This is a genomic window from Prevotella sp. S7 MS 2, from assembly GCF_000762865.1.
Classification (GTDB): domain Bacteria; phylum Bacteroidota; class Bacteroidia; order Bacteroidales; family Bacteroidaceae; genus Prevotella.
Genome location: NZ_JRPT01000047.1, coordinates 18,532 through 37,953 on the forward strand (window position 1 = coordinate 18,532; position 19,422 = coordinate 37,953).

12 protein-coding genes and 2 tRNA genes are annotated in these 19,422 nt (G+C 45.0%); 12 read left to right on the forward strand and 2 right to left on the reverse strand.

All coding sequences use genetic code 11. The annotated features are described in order from the left end of the window. Window positions 1-57 precede the first annotated feature (57 nt). The 12 genes from gltX (at window position 58) to asnS (ending at window position 14,465) form a co-directional block, all read left to right on the forward strand. Window positions 58-1,575 carry a glutamate--tRNA ligase gene (gene gltX, locus HMPREF0671_RS08665; RefSeq protein ID WP_036899553.1) on the forward strand — a complete coding sequence of 506 codons (1,518 nt, stop codon included), beginning with the start codon at window positions 58-60 and terminating at the stop codon, window positions 1,573-1,575. A 35-nt stretch (window positions 1,576-1,610) separates the two neighbouring features. After that, a complete protein-coding gene (locus tag HMPREF0671_RS08670) occupies window positions 1,611-2,819 on the forward strand; it encodes a 3-deoxy-D-manno-octulosonic acid transferase (RefSeq protein ID WP_036899556.1) in 1,209 nt (402 codons plus the stop codon). A 206-nt stretch (window positions 2,820-3,025) separates the two neighbouring features. Further along, window positions 3,026-5,263, forward strand: coding sequence for a family 20 glycosylhydrolase (locus tag HMPREF0671_RS08675; protein ID WP_036899559.1), 2,238 nt, complete (start codon window positions 3,026-3,028; stop codon window positions 5,261-5,263). A gap of 355 nt (window positions 5,264-5,618) precedes the next feature. Then, a complete protein-coding gene (locus HMPREF0671_RS08680; protein ID WP_036899562.1) occupies window positions 5,619-6,827 on the forward strand; it encodes an L-serine ammonia-lyase in 1,209 nt (402 codons plus the stop codon). Between the two features lie 381 nt (window positions 6,828-7,208). Beyond that, window positions 7,209-7,934: a nitroreductase family protein gene (locus tag HMPREF0671_RS08685; protein WP_036899565.1), complete on the forward strand. Its 726-nt coding sequence runs from the start codon at window positions 7,209-7,211 to the stop codon at window positions 7,932-7,934. Between the two features lie 83 nt (window positions 7,935-8,017). Then, window positions 8,018-8,935, forward strand: a complete 918-nt coding sequence (locus tag HMPREF0671_RS11810) for an AraC family transcriptional regulator (protein WP_052052954.1) — start codon at window positions 8,018-8,020, stop codon at window positions 8,933-8,935. Window positions 8,936-9,066: 131 nt separating this feature from the next. After that, window positions 9,067-9,141, forward strand: a tRNA-Val gene (locus HMPREF0671_RS08695). 58 nt (window positions 9,142-9,199) lie between these two features. Continuing rightward, window positions 9,200-9,676, forward strand: a complete 477-nt coding sequence (locus HMPREF0671_RS12290) for a hypothetical protein (protein WP_156431053.1) — start codon at window positions 9,200-9,202, stop codon at window positions 9,674-9,676. A 225-nt stretch (window positions 9,677-9,901) separates the two neighbouring features. Then, window positions 9,902-9,976: transfer RNA gene (locus HMPREF0671_RS08705), tRNA-Val, on the forward strand. 137 nt (window positions 9,977-10,113) lie between these two features. Continuing rightward, window positions 10,114-11,460, forward strand: a complete 1,347-nt coding sequence (purB, locus tag HMPREF0671_RS08710; protein ID WP_036899585.1) for an adenylosuccinate lyase — start codon at window positions 10,114-10,116, stop codon at window positions 11,458-11,460. A 95-nt stretch (window positions 11,461-11,555) separates the two neighbouring features. Further along, entirely contained in the window at window positions 11,556-13,040 is a 1,485-nt protein-coding gene (locus tag HMPREF0671_RS08715; protein ID WP_036899571.1) for a pseudouridine synthase, read from the forward strand. 30 nt (window positions 13,041-13,070) lie between these two features. Beyond that, on the forward strand, window positions 13,071-14,465 hold the full coding sequence (gene asnS, locus HMPREF0671_RS08720) for an asparagine--tRNA ligase (protein WP_036899574.1): 1,395 nt from the start codon (window positions 13,071-13,073) through the stop codon (window positions 14,463-14,465). Window positions 14,466-14,521: 56 nt separating this feature from the next. Here the strand turns inward: asnS and HMPREF0671_RS08725 are convergent, their stop codons facing one another. Together HMPREF0671_RS08725 and HMPREF0671_RS08730 are read right to left on the reverse strand one after the other, a co-directional pair. Next, window positions 14,522-16,141: a RagB/SusD family nutrient uptake outer membrane protein gene (locus tag HMPREF0671_RS08725; protein ID WP_036899576.1), complete on the reverse strand. Its 1,620-nt coding sequence runs from the start codon at window positions 16,139-16,141 to the stop codon at window positions 14,522-14,524. Window positions 16,142-16,153: 12 nt separating this feature from the next. After that, a complete protein-coding gene (locus HMPREF0671_RS08730) occupies window positions 16,154-19,405 on the reverse strand; it encodes a TonB-dependent receptor (protein ID WP_052052955.1) in 3,252 nt (1,083 codons plus the stop codon). Window positions 19,406-19,422: the final 17 nt, after the last annotated feature.

Genomic DNA, 19,422 nt, shown 5'->3' on the forward strand with positions numbered 1-19,422 from the left:
GGAAAAAATATATTAATTTTGCAAGAAATATCTATATCTTATCTACATTGATTGAGGATGGCAGAAAGAAAAGTAAGGGTGCGTTTCGCGCCTAGTCCAACAGGAGCTTTGCATATTGGCGGTGTTCGCACAGCATTGTATAATTATCTATTCGCACGTCAACATGGTGGCGAACTCGTATTCAGAATAGAGGATACCGACTCACATCGGTTTGTTCCCGGAGCCGAAGAATACATCATTGAGTCGTTCCGTTGGTTGGGAATTCGTTTCGACGAGGGTGTCAGCTTTGGTGGACAGCATGGTCCTTATCGCCAAAGTGAGCGCCGAGAAATCTATAAAGAGTATGTCAGGCAGTTGCTTGACAACGGTAAAGCCTACATAGCTTTCGATACACCAGAGGAACTTGAGGCCAAACATCAGGAGATTGCCAACTTCCAATACGATGTTCGTACACGCATGCAGATGCGCAATTCTCTTACATTATCAAAAGAAGAGGTAGACCAACTCATTGAGGATGGAAAGCAATATACTGTTCGTTTCAAGATAGAACCGGGTAGGGAAGTGCATGTTCACGACTTGATTCGTGGCGAAGTCGTTATTAAGAGCGATATTCTAGACGATAAAGTGCTCTATAAGAGTGCCGACGAGTTGCCTACATATCATCTTGCCAACATCGTCGACGACCACTTGATGGAAATCACACACGTCATTCGTGGTGAGGAATGGTTGCCAAGTGCGCCTCTTCATGTGCTGTTGTATGAGGCTTTCGGATGGGCCGATACCATGCCGGAGTTTGCACATTTGCCTCTGTTATTGAAGCCCGAAGGCAAGGGAAAGCTTAGTAAGCGCGACGGAGACCGCCTCGGTTTCCCCGTATTTCCATTGGAATGGCACGACCCTAAGACCGGAGAAGTGTCGTCAGGATACCGCGAAAGCGGCTATTTCCCAGAGGCTGTAATCAACTTCCTCGCTTTGTTGGGATGGAATCCGGGGACAGAACAAGAACTGTTTACGCTGGATGAACTGGTTCAGGTATTCGATATTACAAAGTGTTCTAAGAGTGGTGCTAAGTTCGACTACCAAAAAGGAATGTGGTTTAACCACGAATATATCCTGCGTAAGAGCGACGATGAAATTGCCAAATTGTTTGCCCCCATCGTTGCCAACAACGGTGTAGAAGAGTCTATGGAGCGTGTTACGCAGGTGGTTCACATGATGAAAGACCGCGTAAGCTTCGTTAAAGAATTATGGCCCTTATGCTCTTTCTTCTTTATTGCGCCTACTGAGTACGACGAGAAGACAGCCCGCAAGCGTTGGAAGGAATATTCTGCCCAGCAAATGGCGGAGTTGGCCGATGTCATTGAAGGTATTTCCGACTTCTCAATAGAAAACCAAGAGACTGTGGTGTTCAAATGGGTTGAGGATAAGGAATATAAGTTGGGCGATGTGATGAATGCGTTCCGACTAGCATTGGTGGGTATCGGCAAAGGTCCCGGCATGTTCGATATTACCGCATTCTTAGGAAAAGAAGAGACGCTGACACGTCTTCGCCGTGCCATTGAGGTCTTAAAATAAGTTTGTATCAGTATTAAAGAGGAAATAGCATAGTCGTGTATCAAGTCATCATATACCTATATCTGATTGGAGTAGCTATTGCCAGTCTCTTCAATAAGAAGGTCAAAAAGATGTGGAAAGGCGAGCGTCAGGCTATCGCTTTGCTGCGTGAGCAAGTTGATCCTGCTGCAAAGTACGTTTGGTTTCATGCTGCTTCGCTTGGCGAATTTGAACAAGGACGCCCTTTGATGGAACGTATGCGGCGCGAACATCCTGAATATAAGATACTGCTTACATTCTTTTCTCCCTCAGGCTATGAAGTGCGAAAGAACTACGAGGGTGCAGATATAGTTTGTTATCTGCCCCTTGATACCATTCGCAATGCCCGTCGATTCCTGCGTACGGTGCGTCCCGTCATGGCCTTTTTCATCAAATATGAGTTTTGGTACAACTATCTGCACATCTTGAAGCATCGAGGTGTGCCTGCTTATAGTGTGTCTAGTATTTTTCACGAAGACCAAATCTTCTTCAAATGGTATGGTCGTCGATATGCAGAAGTATTGAAATGTTTCAAACGTTTCTTTGTACAGAACGCTGAGAGTAAGGCTCTTTTGGCTAGATTCGGTGTTACCGATGTCGACGTGGTGGGCGATACGCGTTTCGACCGTGTACTTCAAATCAAGGAAGCCAGCAAGCGTTTGCCCATTGTTGAGGCTTTCAAGCAAGAGCGTCCGGTGTTTGTTGCCGGGTCTAGTTGGCCTCCTGATGAGGATATTTTCATCTCTTATTTCAATGAGCATAAGGATTGGAAGTTGATTATCGCACCTCATGTGATAGGTGAAGACCACTTGAAACAAATCCTCTCCAAGCTCAATCGCAAAGCGATACGATATACTCAAGCGACTCAGGAAGAGGCTGCTACGGCTGACTGTCTTATCATAGACTGTTTTGGTTTGCTGTCGTCAATCTATCATTATGGCGAGGTGTCGTATGTAGGTGGTGGTTTCGGTGTGGGCATCCATAATGTCTTGGAAGCTGCCGTTTGGAATATTCCTGTGATATTTGGCCCGAACAATAAGCATTTTCAGGAGGCTCAAGGACTTATGGCAGCCAAAGGTGGCTTTGAGATTACTAATGCCGACGACTTCAATAGCTTGATGTCTCAATTCGCCCAAACCGATTTCTTGAAAGCCAGTGGCGATGCTGCTGGCCGATTTGTTGCCGGTTTTACGGGTGCTACCGATAAAGTGCTCAGTCATTTATAACTATTTCTCGCTTCGATGCCAGCCTATTTGCCTTGAAGATAGGCTTTCTTTGTTTCATCGGTACACGAATTGCTTCTTTTTTATGGGTTTTGATGCAATTGTTTTCTAGATGATACCATTAATTCATTTGTTCTTCTTATTTTTGTAATGTCTATTTTGCTAATAGGATATACTTAGATAATACGATAACTTATAAACCCAAAATCATGTTTAAATTATTCAGGATACTACTTGTAGCTTTATTGCTTACCGTTGTTTCTACGCTTCATGCGCAACTCATTCCGCAACCTACCAACGTGCAATGGGGGCAAGGTGGTTATACGCTTACCGCAAAAACTACTATCAGTTGTGATAATGCTTCGCTGCGTCCGGCTGCTGCTTATTTAGCTAAACTGCTGGCTACACCCACCGGTTATGCCTTTCGTCAGAAGAAGGGTAAAGGTTCCATTCGTCTTATGTTGACCAATAAGGGTATTAGTGGTAGCTATCAACTGCAGTCCGATATGCGTGGTATCACCATCAAGGGAGCCGACTATCGTGGCGTGGTGAATGGCATTGCTACGCTCCGCCAGTTGTTGCCTGTGCAAATAGAGTCGCGCGAGGCTGTAAAACGTGTTTGGACGGTGCCGGCAGTGAATATTACCGATACTCCCAAGTTTGCTTGGCGTGGCATGGAACTAGATTGTTCTCGCCATTTCTTTACCCGTGATGAGGTGATGGAATTGCTTGATGTGTTGGCGCTTTACAAGATAAATAAGTTTCATTGGCACCTCACTGATGACCAAGGATGGCGCATCGAAATCAAGAAGTACCCGCTGTTGACACAGTATGGGGCTTGGCGTACATACAATAATCAGGATACCGTTTGTATCAATCGTGCCCAAAAGGAGGATAATCCAGCTCTCATGCCAGCGGCTAAGAATGTACGTGGTGATGGCAAGTATGGTGGCTTCTATACGCAAGACGATATTCGTGCCATTGTATCTTATGCTCGCGACCGCGGTATCGACGTCATTCCAGAGATTGATATGCCCGGTCATAGTTTGGCTGCTATTGCCAATTACAAAAGACTTTCGTGTTTTGAACAGACTGGTTGGGGCAAATTGTTCACCACACCGCTATGTCCCGGCAAAGACCACATGCTTGATTTTTGCAAGGATGTATGGCGCGAAGTGTTCTCACTCTTCCCCGGTGAGTATGTACATATAGGCGGTGACGAGGTCGATCAGAAGAATTGGAAGACTTGTCCCGACTGCCAACGTCGCATTAAAGAGCAGCATTTGAAAAACGAGCATGAGTTACAGGCATGGTTCCTCCATGAGATGGAGAAGTTCATCAATGCTAATGGGCGCAAGATGATAGGCTGGGACGAGATTATCGAAGGTGGACTCTCGGCTACGTCTACGGTGATGTGGTGGCGCAACTGGAATCCATCGGCACCCAAACAAGCTGCAGACCACGGTAATTCTGTGATTCTAACACCGAATACCGAATTCTATCTTGACTACGATGGCGATGCTGCCGGCATGCAAAAAATATATGGTTACAACATGCGTCCTAATGGAGTGACAGAGGCTAACAGCCACTTGGTACTCGGTGTACAGGGCAATCTATGGACGGAATGGGTACCCACACGCGAGCGAATGTTTTTCCAGTCGTTCCCCCGAATGTTGGCAGTGGCTGAGTTAGGTTGGAATGGAACGGGTAAAGACTGGGATGGTTTCAATCGTAGAGTAGTGGCTCATTACCCTCGTTTGCAACAGTTAGGTGTGACTTATCGCATTCCACCGCTCACCGGATTCCATCGGGTGAATGTGTTTACCGATGAGGCGCAGGTGAAAGTAGATTGTCAAGATCCCTCGGCTGTGATACGTTATACCACTGATGGCAGTATTCCACAAGCCTCTTCACAGCGTTATACCGCACCGTTGCGTGTGACTTCTACCACCGATTTCGCGTTCCGCTTGTTCGGAACTGATGGACGTAAAGACAACACCGTGCATTTCCGTTATCAGAAAGAAGATTATGCTCCGGCCGTATCTGCGGATAATGTCAACCCCGGATTGCAAGTAGTGTGGCATGAATATGATGGTTCCGGTTGTGCAGATATAGAGAAGGCGCCGATTAATGGCACTTATACAGTTGATAAAGTAGAGATTCCGAAAGAGGTAAGTGGTAACATCGGGTTGGTGATAACGGGCTATATCGATGTTCCCGAAGATGGTATTTATACTTTTGCATTGTTGTCCGACGACGGTAGTTGGCTGAAAGTAGATGGTCAGATGGTCGTCGATAACGATGGAGACCATTCACCACAAGAGGTTGTGGGGCAGCATGCCATGCGCAAGGGGCTGCATCCTATTGAGCTAAGATACTTCGACCACAACGGTGGACAGTTGAGCCTGCGGGTGTCAGGTGCCGGTCAAGTGAGCTATCGACACTAGTTTTTATATGTCATTATAACTAGATGGACCGACCTATGGACTTGTTTCTGTAGGTCGGTTTCTTTGTTTAATTACTTCCTATTACCTCTTTATCTACTCCATGGAAACCTTGTTTACTCGCCATTTTGCCTACTTGTTAACTCTCTATATATCCCTCCCCTTTTGGGGAGGGTCAGGGTGGGGCTGCTGCTTCGCTTCAGCAGCAATGCTGTTTCGGCTTTTCAGCTATGCTGTTTGAGCTATGCAGCAAGATTGCCAAGCCTCTGCAGCAAAACGAAAGGGAATATTTTGGCATTCCATACTTATTTATTACTTTTGCTTATGAATCGCATGGAGCGAATGATATGATAAACCTATGAAGTCGATTAGAGAAATATACAAGATTGGGATAGGTCCTTCGAGCAGTCACACGATGGGACCTCATAGAGCTTCCAAGATTTTTGTGGAACGCCATGAAAACGCAACACACTTTGAAGTGACCCTCTATGGCAGTCTGGCTGCTACCGGTAAAGGACATATGACGGATATGGCTATTGAGGAAGTGCTTACTCCTGTGGCTCCCGTAACTATTCATTGGGAACCTACAGTCTTCTTGCCTTACCATCCGAATGGTATGAAGTTTGCAGCTTTTGATGCTGATGGGAAGATCAAGGAAGAATGGACGGTGTACAGTATCGGTGGTGGAAATCTGTCAGAGGGAATCGAAGATACATTGGCAGACGTCGAAGATACCTATCAGTTGAATACGCTTACCGAGATTCAAGCGTGGTGCGAAGACCACGGTATGAGCTTTTGGGAATATGTGGAACAGTGTGAAAGCAAAGATATATGGGATTTCCTTGCTGAGGTTTGGCATGTGATGGAGGATGCCGTGAAGCGCGGTATAGAGACCGAGGGAGTATTGCCCGGTGTGTTACATTTGCCTCGTAAGGCCTCTACCTATTATGTGAAGGCTCAGGGATTCCGACAGTCGTTGCAGTCACGCGGACTGGTTTATGCCTACGCATTGGCTGTGAGCGAAGAGAATGCGGCCGGTGGAACGGTGGTCACTGCACCTACTTGTGGTGCTTGTGGCGTCATTCCGGCAGTGCTTTATCATTTACGTCATGCCCATAACTTCAGCGAAACGAAGATTCTACATGCCTTGGCAACTGCCGGATTGTTCGGTAATATCGTGAAGCAGAATGCTTCTATATCGGGCGCCGACGTAGGTTGTCAAGGTGAGGTAGGGGTAGCTTGTGCCATGGCTTCAGCCGCTTCGTGCCAGTTGTTTGGCGGTACGCCCTCGCAAGTAGAGTATGCTGCCGAGATGGGATTGGAACATCACTTGGGTATGACTTGCGATCCTGTGTGCGGATTGGTACAGATTCCGTGTATCGAGCGTAATGCCTTTGCGGCCGCTCGTGCCCTCGATGCCAATCTATATTCAACTTTCTCCGATGGTAAACACCGTGTATCGTTCGACCATGTGGTGGAGGTGATGAAGCAAACTGGCCACGACTTGCCTTCGGTATATAAAGAAACGAGTGAAGGGGGGCTAGCGAGGGCGTATGGGAAGAAGTAAAACCTCACCCCCGTCCCCTCTCCCAAGGAGAGGGGAGAAGTTATGAGCGTGTGTAGGAAGAAGTAAAACCTCACCTTCATCCTCTCTCCCAAGGAGAGGGGAGAAGTTATGAGCGTGTGTAGGAAGAAGTAAAAACTCACCTTCATCCTCTCTCCTAAGGAGAGGGGAGAAGTTATGAACGTGTGTAGGAAGAAGTAAAACCTCACCTTCATCCTCTCTCCTAAGGAGAGGGGAGAATAGGAATCGGTTGTTCAATATAATCCTCTTAGTTACTCCCCTCCTTGGGAGGGGACGGGGGGGGTTAATCAACTATCAATGTAATATAGTCTCTGTAGGCACTCCCCTCCTTGGGAGGGGACGGGGGAGGTTAATATAATTCTTATGACTTTACAGGAAATTTTAAATCACAGAAGGGCCGTTCGCCACTACGACCCGGCACAACCGCTCGACAGTGAGCGCGTGTGCCAATGTATAGAAATGGCGACATTGGCACCCACTAGTTCTAATATGCAATTGTGGGAAGCCTATCATGTGGCCGATAAGGGGGTGTTGCAGCAGTTGACGCATGCTTGTCTGGACCAGTTAACGGCTTCTACCGCCCAACAGATGGTGGTGTTTGTGACGCGTCAAGACCTCTATAAGGGGCATGCGAAGGCTAATTTCGAATTCTTGGTGGAAGATGTGAAGCGTAATAGTCCGGCAGAAAAGCACGAGAAACGTACGAAACGCTGGGAGATGTACTATGGTAAGTTGATGCCGTTCCAGTATGCTCGCTGTTTCGGTATGTTGGGATTGTTCCGTAAACTGTTGGCGCAAACCATCGGATTGTTCCGTCCTATGGTGCGCCAAGTGAGCGAACAAGATGTTAGGGTGGTTGTCCATAAGAGTTGTGCACTTGCCGTACAAACCTTCATGTTGGCTATGAGTGAGGCTGGTTACGACACTTGTCCGGTCGAAGGTTTTGATAGTGCCCTTGTCAAGAAAGCACTACACTTGCCTTGTGGTACCGAAATCAATATGGTTATCACCTGTGGTATGCGCCTACCCGATGGTGTATGGGGTGACCGTTTCCGCCTACCTTTCGATCAACAATATCATCGTATCTGATCAATAAAAATATCTAAAAAGGATAGTCTGTTTGATGTTTTAGTGTTACTTTTGTATCAAAATCAAATGGTATAGGAAGTAAAATGGAACATAAAGGCCGTGTGAGAGATTGGCAACAGGTTGTTGCAGATGTTCAAGAAGGTGCTCATGTGGAAATAGGATATTCTGATTCGGACATCATGTTGATTGATAATCTTCGTGCTCTGTCTGAGCCTGATCCCATACGAGTAAACATGAATGCGATAGCTTTTTGCAAACGAGGACGCATGCAAGGCCAATTGGATGGGGTGTCTGTTACGATTTGTATGGGCGAGGCAATTTTATGTGCTCCTAATGCCATGATAGAAAATGTCATGGTGAGTCCCGATTTTGAATGCGCTGTACTGTGTATCACGACCAATGGGCTGCGTAACATCCTTCATAATAATATGAATGTGTGGACGCAGGCTGTTTATGTGAATCGAATATCAAAGGTGAAGTTAACCGAACAAGACACTTTGTTCTACCAACAGTTTTATAGTTTGTTGGGGCTTTGTATTGATGCAGGTGCTCAATCAACGGCTTGGAAACCGTTCAAGGGCGAGTTGGTGCAGACTTTAATCAAGTGTGCGTTGCTGGGACTATGTTCTTTGCTTACCGATAGCATGAATAATGTGCCTGAAGACCATCAAGCCAGCGACGGAATTTTTACACGTTTTGTCTCTTTATTGCAGAATAGTGAGGTGAAGCATCGGCCTGTAGAGGAATATGCGCAAGAACTGTTTATCAGTCCAAAATACCTGACTGTTATTTGTAAAAAGCAATCGGGCAAGACAGCTAACGATTGGATACGTGAGTATACTTTGGCAGATATTAATTATTATCTGCGCTCTACCGACCTCTCGGCCAAAGAAATTGCCCATAAGACCGGTTTCCAAAACGTCTCATTCTTTGGAAAATATGTGAAAGAACATTGTGGAATGCCACCCATGAAATATCGGGAAACGCTGCGAAATACATAAGATAAGTGGCTCGATATATGTAGGAGAGGGGCTTGAAAAGAAAAAAATAAGAGCTTAGATGAAAAAACTTTCATAAAAAGTTGGCAGTGTACAAAAAGTATTCTATCTTTGCAATCGCTTTACGAAAGTAAGGGCGTTTAGCTCAGCTGGTTTAGAGCATCTGCCTTACAAGCAGAGGGTCGGCGGTTCGAATCCGTCAACGCCCACATAGAGATAGTCTCTGTAGCCGTTTAAGGTTGCAGGGATTTTTTTTATTTATGGCCTATGAGTAATTTTGTGAGATTTTATATAAAGCATTTACGTAAATATCTTGCGGTATTTGTTGGTTACATAGCGGGCTTGATATTCTTATTATTTGTATTAGGCTGCTGCTATCTGCTTCCGGAACAAGGAGATTCTTTGGCGGGTGTCTTGTATTATTACCTGTTATTGATACTCGGAATAACTGGTATTATTGTCGATTTGGCGGTTCATATCTTTTGTCGTACTTATGTAATTCGCTTCTTTGCATGCTTAGTTACTATGCTGACATGGTTGATAACTACATTCATATTCTCACTATCTTTGCCACCAGCTGCTACTTGTTATCAAGAAGATGCAGTGGGAGATTTGGTTTGCATTATTCCGGGGTGGACTGATTGGGGCGATTATACGTTATGCGTTGGGTATGTATTACTATATTTGATAGCTGCTTTATTTATTAGCTTTTTAGGTAGATTATGCTTTAAAACTAATGGATAACAGTGTTCTAGGTTGTCGTGCTTGTTGCTTTTATCGTGTATTCCGAGCTTGTTGTCCTCATCATGGCATATTTGATAGGGTGGTTGATGAATAGGAAGAAGAAAGAAAAATAAGGATATGAGACCCTGTTTGGGTTGATATTTGACTGTTTTTTGAAAAATATCATCGAAAAATTTGGTAGTATCAAAAAAGTCTTTTACCTTTGCAACCGCTTTACAGGAGTAAGGGCGTTTAGCTCAGTTGGTTTAGAGCATCTGCCTTACAAGCAGAGGGTCGGCGGTTCGAATCCGTCAACGCCCACACAATAGAGTCCTATAGTCGGAATGATTATAGGACTCTTTTCTTTTTAGATTATTTTATCAGTTTGCTTTTGTTGGTTTTCTGGCAAAACAGTACCTTTGTACCATAATATATATATTACCAAAATACGTATTAGTATGAGTCTTGATCAGTTGACGGCGATTTCTCCGGTAGACGGCCGTTATAGAGGGAAAACAGAACCACTTGCGAATTATTTTTCAGAGTATGCTTTGATACGCTATCGTGTCCGTGTAGAGATAGAGTATTTTATTTCACTTTGTGAGCTTCCTTTACCACAGTTGGCTTCTTTCGACCATGCGCTGTTTGAACGTCTACGCGACATTTATCGCCTGTTTGATGAGGCTTGTGCCCAGCGCGTGAAAGACATCGAGAAGGTGACGAACCACGATGTGAAAGCTGTGGAATACTTCATCAAGGAAGAGTTTGACAAGATTGGTGGACTGGATGAATACAAGGAATTCGTGCATTTCGGGTTGACCTCGCAAGACATTAATAATACAAGTGTGCCACTATCTATCAAAGATGCTTTGACAGAGGTGTTCTATCCGCAGATAGAAGAACTCATTGCGCAATTGGAGACTTATGCAGAAGAGTGGAAAGATGTGCCGATGTTGGCCAAAACTCATGGTCAGCCTGCATCGCCCACACGACTTGGTAAAGAGATAGAGGTGTTTGCCTATCGACTCAAGGAGCAGTTGGAGATGGTGAAGACATGCAAGATTACAGCTAAATTTGGTGGGGCAACAGGTAATTATAATGCCCATCATGTGGCTTATCCTGCTTACGATTGGAAAGATTTTGGTAATCGTTTTGTGAAAGAAAAACTAGGTCTGGATCGTGAACAATTCACTACTCAGATTAGCAACTACGATTATATGGGTGCCCTCTTTGATGGTATTCGTCGTATCAATACAATCATCATCGACCTTGACCGCGATTTTTGGATGTATATCTCCATGGATTATTTCAAGCAGAAGATTAAAGCCGGTGAAGTTGGGTCGAGTGCAATGCCGCACAAGGTGAACCCCATTGACTTCGAGAACAGCGAAGGTAATCTCGGTATAGCGAATGCTTTGTTGCAATTCTTGGCTCAGAAACTGCCGGTAAGTCGCTTACAGCGTGATTTGACCGACTCTACTGTACTTCGCAATGTGGGTGTACCTGTAGGACATACAGTAATAGCTATCCAGAGTACATTGAAGGGATTGCGCAAGTTGATACTCCATGAGGAGAAACTAACTGAAGACTTGGATAATACATGGGCGGTGGTAGCCGAGGCTATTCAGACCATCCTTCGTCGCGAAGCATATCCACATCCTTACGAAGCATTGAAAGCTTTGACGCGTACAAATCAGAAGATGACGGAGCAAACGATTCATGAGTTCATTGCCAGATTGAATGTAAGCGATAGTGTGAAAGCCGAATTGATGGCCATTACACCGATGAATTATACCGGAATTTAACGATATATAGAGAGACGAATTATTTATTAATTATCATTATAGATTTTATTTCAACAACTTATTAACCGCCGTGAGGCTTAACAAAGAGAATTAAAATGGAGTTTGAAAACGAAAACAACAATCAGAATCTGTCGTCAGAACAGAGCGAGAATGGCCGTGAGGGCTATGCATCACAAGGAAGCTATTCAAGAGACTATCATTCAACAGGACGTTCACAACGCCCCCGTATCCATACACAACGTGCTTACAGCAGCGAGCGTGGTAGCATGAACGGAGGTAATTCAGAGGGTGGATTCCGCCCCGAAGGATTTGGCGTAGGTTTACAGAGCAATGCTCAAGGCGCCCCACAGCGTCCCTATCAACCTCGTCAACAGCAAGGTGGCTATCGTCCTCGTTACAATAATAATGGTGAAGGTGGTTACCAACCTCGTCAGCAGGGAGGCTATCGCCCTCGTTACAATAATAATGTTGAGGGAGGATATCAGCCTCGTCAGCAGCAAGGTGGTTATCGTCCTCGTTACAATAATAATGGTGAAGGTGGCTATCAACCGCGTCAACAGGGTGGTTATCAGCCCCGTTACAATAACAATGGTGAAGAAGGCGGATACCAGCCTCGTCAACAAGGTGGCTATAACAGCCGTGGTGTATACAACAATAACCGTGGTGGCTATGGTAATAATCGCGGTGGTTATGGCTATAACAACCGTGGTGGCTATGGAAACAACAATCGTGGCGGTTACAATAATCGCGGTGGTTATGGCAATCAAGGCGGCTATCGCCAACACACACCGGGCTATGATCCTAATGCAAAATACAGTTTGAAGAAGCGTATTGAGTATAAGGAGGAGCACATAGACCCGAACGAACCGATTCGTTTGAACAAGTTCTTGGCCAATGCAGGTGTTTGTAGCCGTCGCGAGGCTGATGAATTTATTCAGGCTGGAGTGGTAACGGTGAACGGAAACGTCGTTACCGAGTTGGGTACAAAGGTGCTTCGTACAGATGAAGTGAAGTTCCACGACCAGAATGTATCCTTGGAAAAGAAGGTATATGTATTGCTCAACAAACCTAAGGATTGCGTGACGACGAGCGATGATCCACAACAACGCAAGACCGTTATGGAACTTGTGAAGGATGCTTGTCCCGAACGTATCTATCCGGTAGGTCGTTTGGATCGTAACACTACAGGTGTATTGCTTCTTACCAATGATGGAGATTTGGCTAGTAAGTTGACTCATCCGAAGTTCTTAAAGAAGAAAGTATACCATGTTTATCTTGATAAGAACGTCACAGCACATGATATTCAGCAGATTGCCGATGGTATTGAGTTGGAAGACGGAGAGATACATGCAGACGCAATCGAGTATGCTGACGAGCGCGACAAGAGTCAGGTAGGTATTGAAATACACAGTGGAAAGAACCGTATTGTACGTCGTATCTTTGAAAGCTTGGGATATCGTGTCATCAAACTCGACCGTGTACAGTTTGCAGGATTGACTAAGAAGAACCTTCGCCGTGGCGATTGGCGTTTCTTAACAGAGAAAGAAGTAGAGATGCTCCGCATGGGTGCATTTGAATAAGTTGTATTTTAAAGATTCTATCATAACAATATGAAACGAACTAAAGTCATCGATGCCCTTCAAAGTACCGACTTTGGACGAAACATTATCGTGAAAGGATGGGTGCGTACCCATCGTAGTAGCAAAGCCGTAGACTTCATCGCGCTGAACGATGGTTCTACTATTAACAACATACAGGTGGTAGTAGACCCTACGACTGTGGATGCCGACATGCTCAAAAGTATCACTACCGGGGCTTGCCTTTGCGTAACAGGTACTTTGGTAGAGAGCCAAGGACAAGGTCAGACCGTAGAGATTCAGTGCCGTGAGATTGAAGTTTATGGTCTCTGCGCGAGCGATTATCCTATGCAAAAGAAAGGACAATCATTCGAATACATGCGTCAACATGCTCATCTACGTTTGCGTACGAATACCTTTGGAGCTGTGATGCGCATTCGCCATCATATGGCTATTGCCATTCATAAGTATTTCCACGACCATGGCTTCTACTATTTCAATACGCCGCTGATTACAGCTAGCGATGCAGAAGGAGCCGGACAAATGTTCCAAGTGACCACGAAGAACCTCTATCGTTTGGAGAAAGACGAGAATGGAAAGATTAAGTACGAGGATGATTTCTTCGGAAAGATGACCTCACTCACCGTGAGTGGACAGCTAGAAGGTGAATTAGGAGCCACAGCCCTAGGCCAGATTTATACCTTTGGTCCTACGTTCCGTGCAGAGAATAGTAATACTCCTCGCCACTTGGCAGAGTTCTGGATGATTGAACCGGAGGTTGCTTTCATTGATATGAACGACTTGATGGACTTGGAAGAGGATTTCATCAAGTATTGCGTGAAGTGGGCTTTGGACAATTGTAAGGACGATCTTGCTTTCCTCAACAAGATGATTGACAAGACGTTGTTGGAGCGTTTGCAGGGCATTTTGAAGGATAGCTTCGTGCGTTTGCCTTACACTGAGGGTGTGAAGATACTTGAAGAGGCTGTTAAGAACGGCAAGAAATTCGAGTTCCCTGTATCTTGGGGCATGGATTTGGCGAGCGAACACGAGCGTTATCTCGTAGAAGAATACTTCAAGAAGCCTGTCATCATGAGCGACTATCCAAAGGAAATCAAGGCTTTCTATATGAAGATTAACGAGGATGGAAAGACTGTTCAGGGCACCGACGTGCTGTTCCCACAGATTGGAGAAATCATTGGTGGCTCTGTTCGTGAGGAGAATTACGAGAAACTGATGGGCGAAATAGAAGAGCGTCATATCCCTATGAAGGATATGTGGTGGTATCTCGATACCCGTAAATACGGAACATGCCCTCATGGTGGTTTCGGTTTGGGTTTTGAACGTCTTATCCTTTTCGTTACAGGTATGCAGAATATTCGTGACGTAATACCTTTCCCACGTACACCGAAGTCGGCAGAATTCTAAGGAATATCATATAAAAAAGAGTGGCAATCAATTTTGATTGCCACTCTTTTTTTTGTTTATCTATGTAGATTACCATTTTTTTCTACTTCCGTATCCGGGTACGGCATATAGATCAGATTGTCACTCCAACTACCTGTTACCAACACACTCTCTTGTGCTGTGAATCCTGTTGCAACTTCAAGAGGCTTGTTTGCCTTTCTATACTCGAAGTTTTCTTTCAGTCGATTCATACGGAACTCATCGCTACGACGGGTTACCATGGCTACCCAATAGCCTGCAACTTCCCATCCATGTTCCATGTATGCAGCCTCGGCAAGCTCATTTGCCGACATCGCATCAATGCTTACGCCTCCAACCTTATCGGCTTCGACAGCGTTAACAGCACGTTGACGTACCTTTTTCAGGCACTCTTTGGCCTGTGTCAAGTCCGAACTGCCGCTACGAGCAGCTGATTCTGCGTACCATAACATGACTTCGGGATAGCGAATCAGTTTGTGACGAGTGTCGGTACACATTCCTAAGTAAGGAGGTTTGGTGTAGTCGTAAGGTGCACGTACCTCTTTCCCCTTCTCATCGGCATTGAGTGTAAAGACTGTAAACATAGGATGATACTCTGCTACAACAGGTTTTCCATCCTTCTTTTCCCACCAATCAACCAATTTACCGTCTTTCATACGAATCTTTGGACTGTAAACGGCTGCCTTTCTAGGGCCTTCAGGGAAGTTTTTCCAGAACTTAATTTCTCCCCATCCATCTCCCCATCCGTCGAGAGATTCAAATAAGTTACAGCTAGAGAACTCTGAATCGGTATTCCAGTTCTTCAACGGAGAGTTGTTAATACCCAATACGGTCTCGTTGTTATAGTTGTTACCATACGAATATACATTCTTCCATTCAGCGTCCATCTGTAGGTTATATTTTCCAGCCTTTACACCGTCTATCACTTCTTTGGCTTTGGTTGCAGCCTTAGCATAGTAATCTTTACCAAGATTTAATGGATAACCGGCCATCGACATATAGACAGCTGCCAGAGTAGATTTCGCTGCTTGCTGGGTGATATATACATCGACGTTGAACAAACGACGAGGTTCTTTATCGTATTTTGTGGGTAACACCTTCTCGCAGAATTCCAAATCTTCTACGATAAGCTTGTAGATACCGGCTTCATTGGTAAGAGGTGTAGTCCCTTTATCATTGGCATTGTGCAGATTGACAGGCAATGGTCCAAAGATTCTAACGAGATAATAGTAGGCATAAGCACGCCAAAATCTAGCTTGGCCTAGTGCCATATTGATTTCTTCTTTGGTTGTTGGCGTCTTCTCTACATTATCAACGATGAGGTTGGCAGCCTTAATCAAGTTGTAGTATCGTTTCCATGCATCTTTAATACCCTTGTTATTATTGCTTACCGAGAACTTGTCTATCTCTGCACAAGCCTGTTTGTTAGAGCCGGGGTTGGCTGTAATGTCGTCTCCCTGCCACTGTGGATAGAGCATATTGGTGAAGTTTTGCAAATGGTTCACTTGCTCATAGAGTGCAAAGAGTCCCATGTCGAGCTCGCTCTGTGTAGAGAAATAGCCCGCTTCTGTTAACTGACCTTTTGGATCTTCAGTAAGGTCGGTACATGATACTAGCAAACCTGCGGTGGCTGCTAACAATAATATATACTTTTTCATACGTAATTCTGATTAGAAGGTGAAACGAACGTCAAAGGTAAATGTCCTTGGGCAAGGATATGCACCCATATCCATACCATGGTCTACGTCAACACTGTTGGCCGAGAATGATATACCTGCGGGATCTATACCTTTGTATCCTGTGATGGTAAAGAGATTTTGAACACTGAAAGCTAAGCGTACATCGGCAAAGCGAGTCAACTGTTTTTTCAGGTTATAAGCTATGCTGATGTTTTCTAATCTTACATAGTCGGCATTCTCCAACCACTTGTTTGAGTTACCATAGTTCTTGTTTCCTGCTGCATTCAGTGCCGGCATGGTCTTGCCTATTTGTGAAATGTAGTCGGCATCGGTCACAAATTTAGAAGAACCTACCATTGAGTTCATGGCAAAGCGTACAAGATTAAGACGTTGTGCACCAAAAGCGCCATTGAAGAATGCATTCAATTCCCAGTCCTTATAAGTAATGGTATTGTTCCATCCGATAGTTACGTCAGGGTTAGCACATCCAAGTACCGTGCGGTCTTCGCCCTTTGGCTCGGCCGTGATGTTACCGTCTTTGTCGTAATAGCTATCCAATCCATCCTTAAGACCAGCCCAACGATAACCATAGAATGTACCGATGGCTTCTCCTTCTTTCACGATTGTAGCAGGATCTACTGTTCCTGGAGATGGTGTGCTACCGTAAATGATTGGGTTTTCGGCTGTAAGTTTCGTAACCTTATTCTTTAACCACGTTCCATTGATGGTAGATGTCCATTGCAAGTCGGCAGTCTGAATGAGTCGACCGGTTAAACTTACGTCAATACCTTTATTAGAAACTTCACCGGCATTAATCCAATAAGAAGTTCCACCAAGATAGTCGGTCAACTGGGTACGAAGCAATGCGTCGGTAGTCTTCTTTGAGAAGTAGTCGATAGAGAGCTCTACACGACCGTTACAGAAAGCCATGTCTACACCAAAGTCAAACTGTTTGGTCTTTTCCCATGTCAGTTCGGGTGTTGGAATGCCTGCTGCCCAATAGCCTGTGTAGATGTTTGGTGTGCCGAAATCGTAACCCGTGGCAGCCATATTACCCAATGTACTGTATGGGTCGATGCTTTGGTTACCAATCACACCGTAGCTAGCACGTAGCTTTAAGTTGCTAAGCCAGTCTACATTCTTCATGAAATCTTCGTTGGTTACGGTCCATGCTGCAGCCACAGATGGGAAGTATCCCCACTTCTTGTCTGAGAATCGAGAGCTACCATCGGCACGGAATGTAACTGTAGTCATATATCTATCGGCATAGTTGTACATCAAACGTCCGACACCAGACAATAGTGCCCATTTGCTATATCCGTTGCTTGCGCCACGGTTGACGGCATTATTCACATTCCACCAACCTACACTCTCTGTCTGTAGGTTCTTTCCATTGATACCCATCAGTCTGGTTGTGCTACGGCTAGCTTCGAATACACCGGTAGCTGTAAGCGAGTGCTTGCCCCAATTACCTAAATAGGTCAGGTTGTTGGTGGTCTGTAGCATCATGCGCTGCATGTCGTCGTTACCCATACCGTTGGAAGGCTGAACACGAGTAGATGCAAACGAGTAGCCTTTACCGTCATAATAATCGAATCCATTGGTTGTTGTGAATGTCAAACCCGGAAGAATGTTGAACTTCAAGTCGATGCGACCATTGATAATATCGCGACGACTTTGCGAAGCATTTCCTGCCAAGAGTCCGTAAGGGTTGCTTTGAATAGAGTTGTATGGGTCCTTGTGGAAGTTGCCCATATTGTCGTACATTGGCATAGTAGGAGAGTAGTTGTATCCTATCCACAATACGTTATTGCTTTCGTTCATACCAAAGTTACCCGCACCTGTACCCTTGCTATGAGCATATTGCAGGTCGGCTGTCACGTCAAGCCATTTGTAAATGCTTGAGTGTATATTCATCTTAGCCTGATAACGCTCGTAAGCTGTGTGGTTCACTACACCCTTGTTGTTCAGATAGTTGCCACTAATATAATATTGTGTGTCGGCATTTCCCTTTGTCAATACGACCTTGTAGTTCTGGGTAATGCCTGTACGCAATATCTCGTCCATCCAGTCGATACCTTTATCAGAACCGTCTAGATAGCTTTGCAATTCTGCTTTGTTGGCCACTTTACCACCATCGAGCAATGCTTGGGCATAAGTTCTGGCATCCATTACCTTAGGCATGTGTGTAGCACTAGACACTCCTAGGCTGGCATCAAACGTTACGCTCTGCATACCGGGCTTACCACTCTTGGTCTGGATCAATACTACACCATTCGCACCACGGCTACCATAGATTGCAGTAGACGATGCGTCCTTTAATACCTGAATGCTCTGAATGTCTTCAGAGTTGATACCTTCCAGTCCACTTTCGCGTACAATGCCATCTACTACATACAATGGGTCGTTGCTACGGCTGATAGAACCGGAACCACGTACACGAATTTTTACGTTACCACCGGGTACACCGCTTTGTACTACGTTCACACCAGCCATACGACCTTGGAATGCTTGGCTCACGTCGGTAATGGGCTGGTCTTTGAATGCCTTGTCGTTCATCACCGAAACTGAACCGGCTAGGTCGGCTTTACGTACCGTACCATAACCCACAACTACCACTTCGTCGAGCAGTTTCTGGTCTTCACGCATTGTTACATTCATCTTTCCATTGGCTGCGGCAGCTATCGTAGTTGTCTGATAGCCTACGTATGATATTTCTAATTCGCTACCGGGAGCAGTCTCTATCACAAAGTTGCCGTCAATGTCGGTTACAGCTGCCGACTTTCCGTCTTTAGACTTGACGGTAGCACCGATGATGGGCGTGCCTGTTCCATCGACTACTACGCCTGTGATACGCTTTTTGGCTTGGTCGTTTAGTTGAGCTTGTCTGCCGGCAGTTCTACTTTCGTTCTTAGTGGTGAGCACAATATTCTTGTTCATCACCTTGTAGCTGACAGCAGTGTTGGCGAAAAGTGTAGCCAATACAGATTCCAAACTTTGGTCTTTTGCCGATATGGAAACGTTTCTGTTGGTGTTTACCTGTGAATTGTCATAGAAGAAAGTCAGTCCGGACTGTTTTTCTATTTGTTTCATCACTGTGATGATGGGGGCATTTTTGCCTGAGACAGTGATGAGATGGTTTTTACCAAAGGTCTGCATAGGAAGCAACAACCCTGCAAGGCAGAGAAGTCTCACTTGTTTAGCAATGTTTCTTCTGCCTATGAATAGCATTTTTTTGTTCATAGTAATAATGGTTTGAG

Bases quoted from the DNA above. Each gene is read 5' to 3' on its own strand.
- gltX (WP_036899553.1), top strand. From the start codon at position 58: ATGGCAGAAAGAAAAGTAAGGGTGCGTTTCGCGCCTAGTCCAACAGGA.
- HMPREF0671_RS08675 (WP_036899559.1), top strand. From the start codon at position 3,026: ATGTTTAAATTATTCAGGATACTACTTGTAGCTTTATTGCTTACCGTT.
- HMPREF0671_RS08680 (WP_036899562.1), top strand. From the start codon at position 5,619: ATGAAGTCGATTAGAGAAATATACAAGATTGGGATAGGTCCTTCGAGC.
- HMPREF0671_RS08685 (WP_036899565.1), top strand. From the start codon at position 7,209: ATGACTTTACAGGAAATTTTAAATCACAGAAGGGCCGTTCGCCACTAC.
- HMPREF0671_RS11810 (WP_052052954.1), top strand. From the start codon at position 8,018: ATGGAACATAAAGGCCGTGTGAGAGATTGGCAACAGGTTGTTGCAGAT.
- HMPREF0671_RS12290 (WP_156431053.1), top strand. From the start codon at position 9,200: ATGAGTAATTTTGTGAGATTTTATATAAAGCATTTACGTAAATATCTT.
- purB (WP_036899585.1), top strand. From the start codon at position 10,114: ATGAGTCTTGATCAGTTGACGGCGATTTCTCCGGTAGACGGCCGTTAT.
- HMPREF0671_RS08715 (WP_036899571.1), top strand. From the start codon at position 11,556: ATGGAGTTTGAAAACGAAAACAACAATCAGAATCTGTCGTCAGAACAG.
- asnS (WP_036899574.1), top strand. From the start codon at position 13,071: ATGAAACGAACTAAAGTCATCGATGCCCTTCAAAGTACCGACTTTGGA.
- HMPREF0671_RS08725 (WP_036899576.1), bottom strand. From the start codon at position 16,141: ATGAAAAAGTATATATTATTGTTAGCAGCCACCGCAGGTTTGCTAGTA.
- HMPREF0671_RS08730 (WP_052052955.1), bottom strand. From the start codon at position 19,405: ATGAACAAAAAAATGCTATTCATAGGCAGAAGAAACATTGCTAAACAA.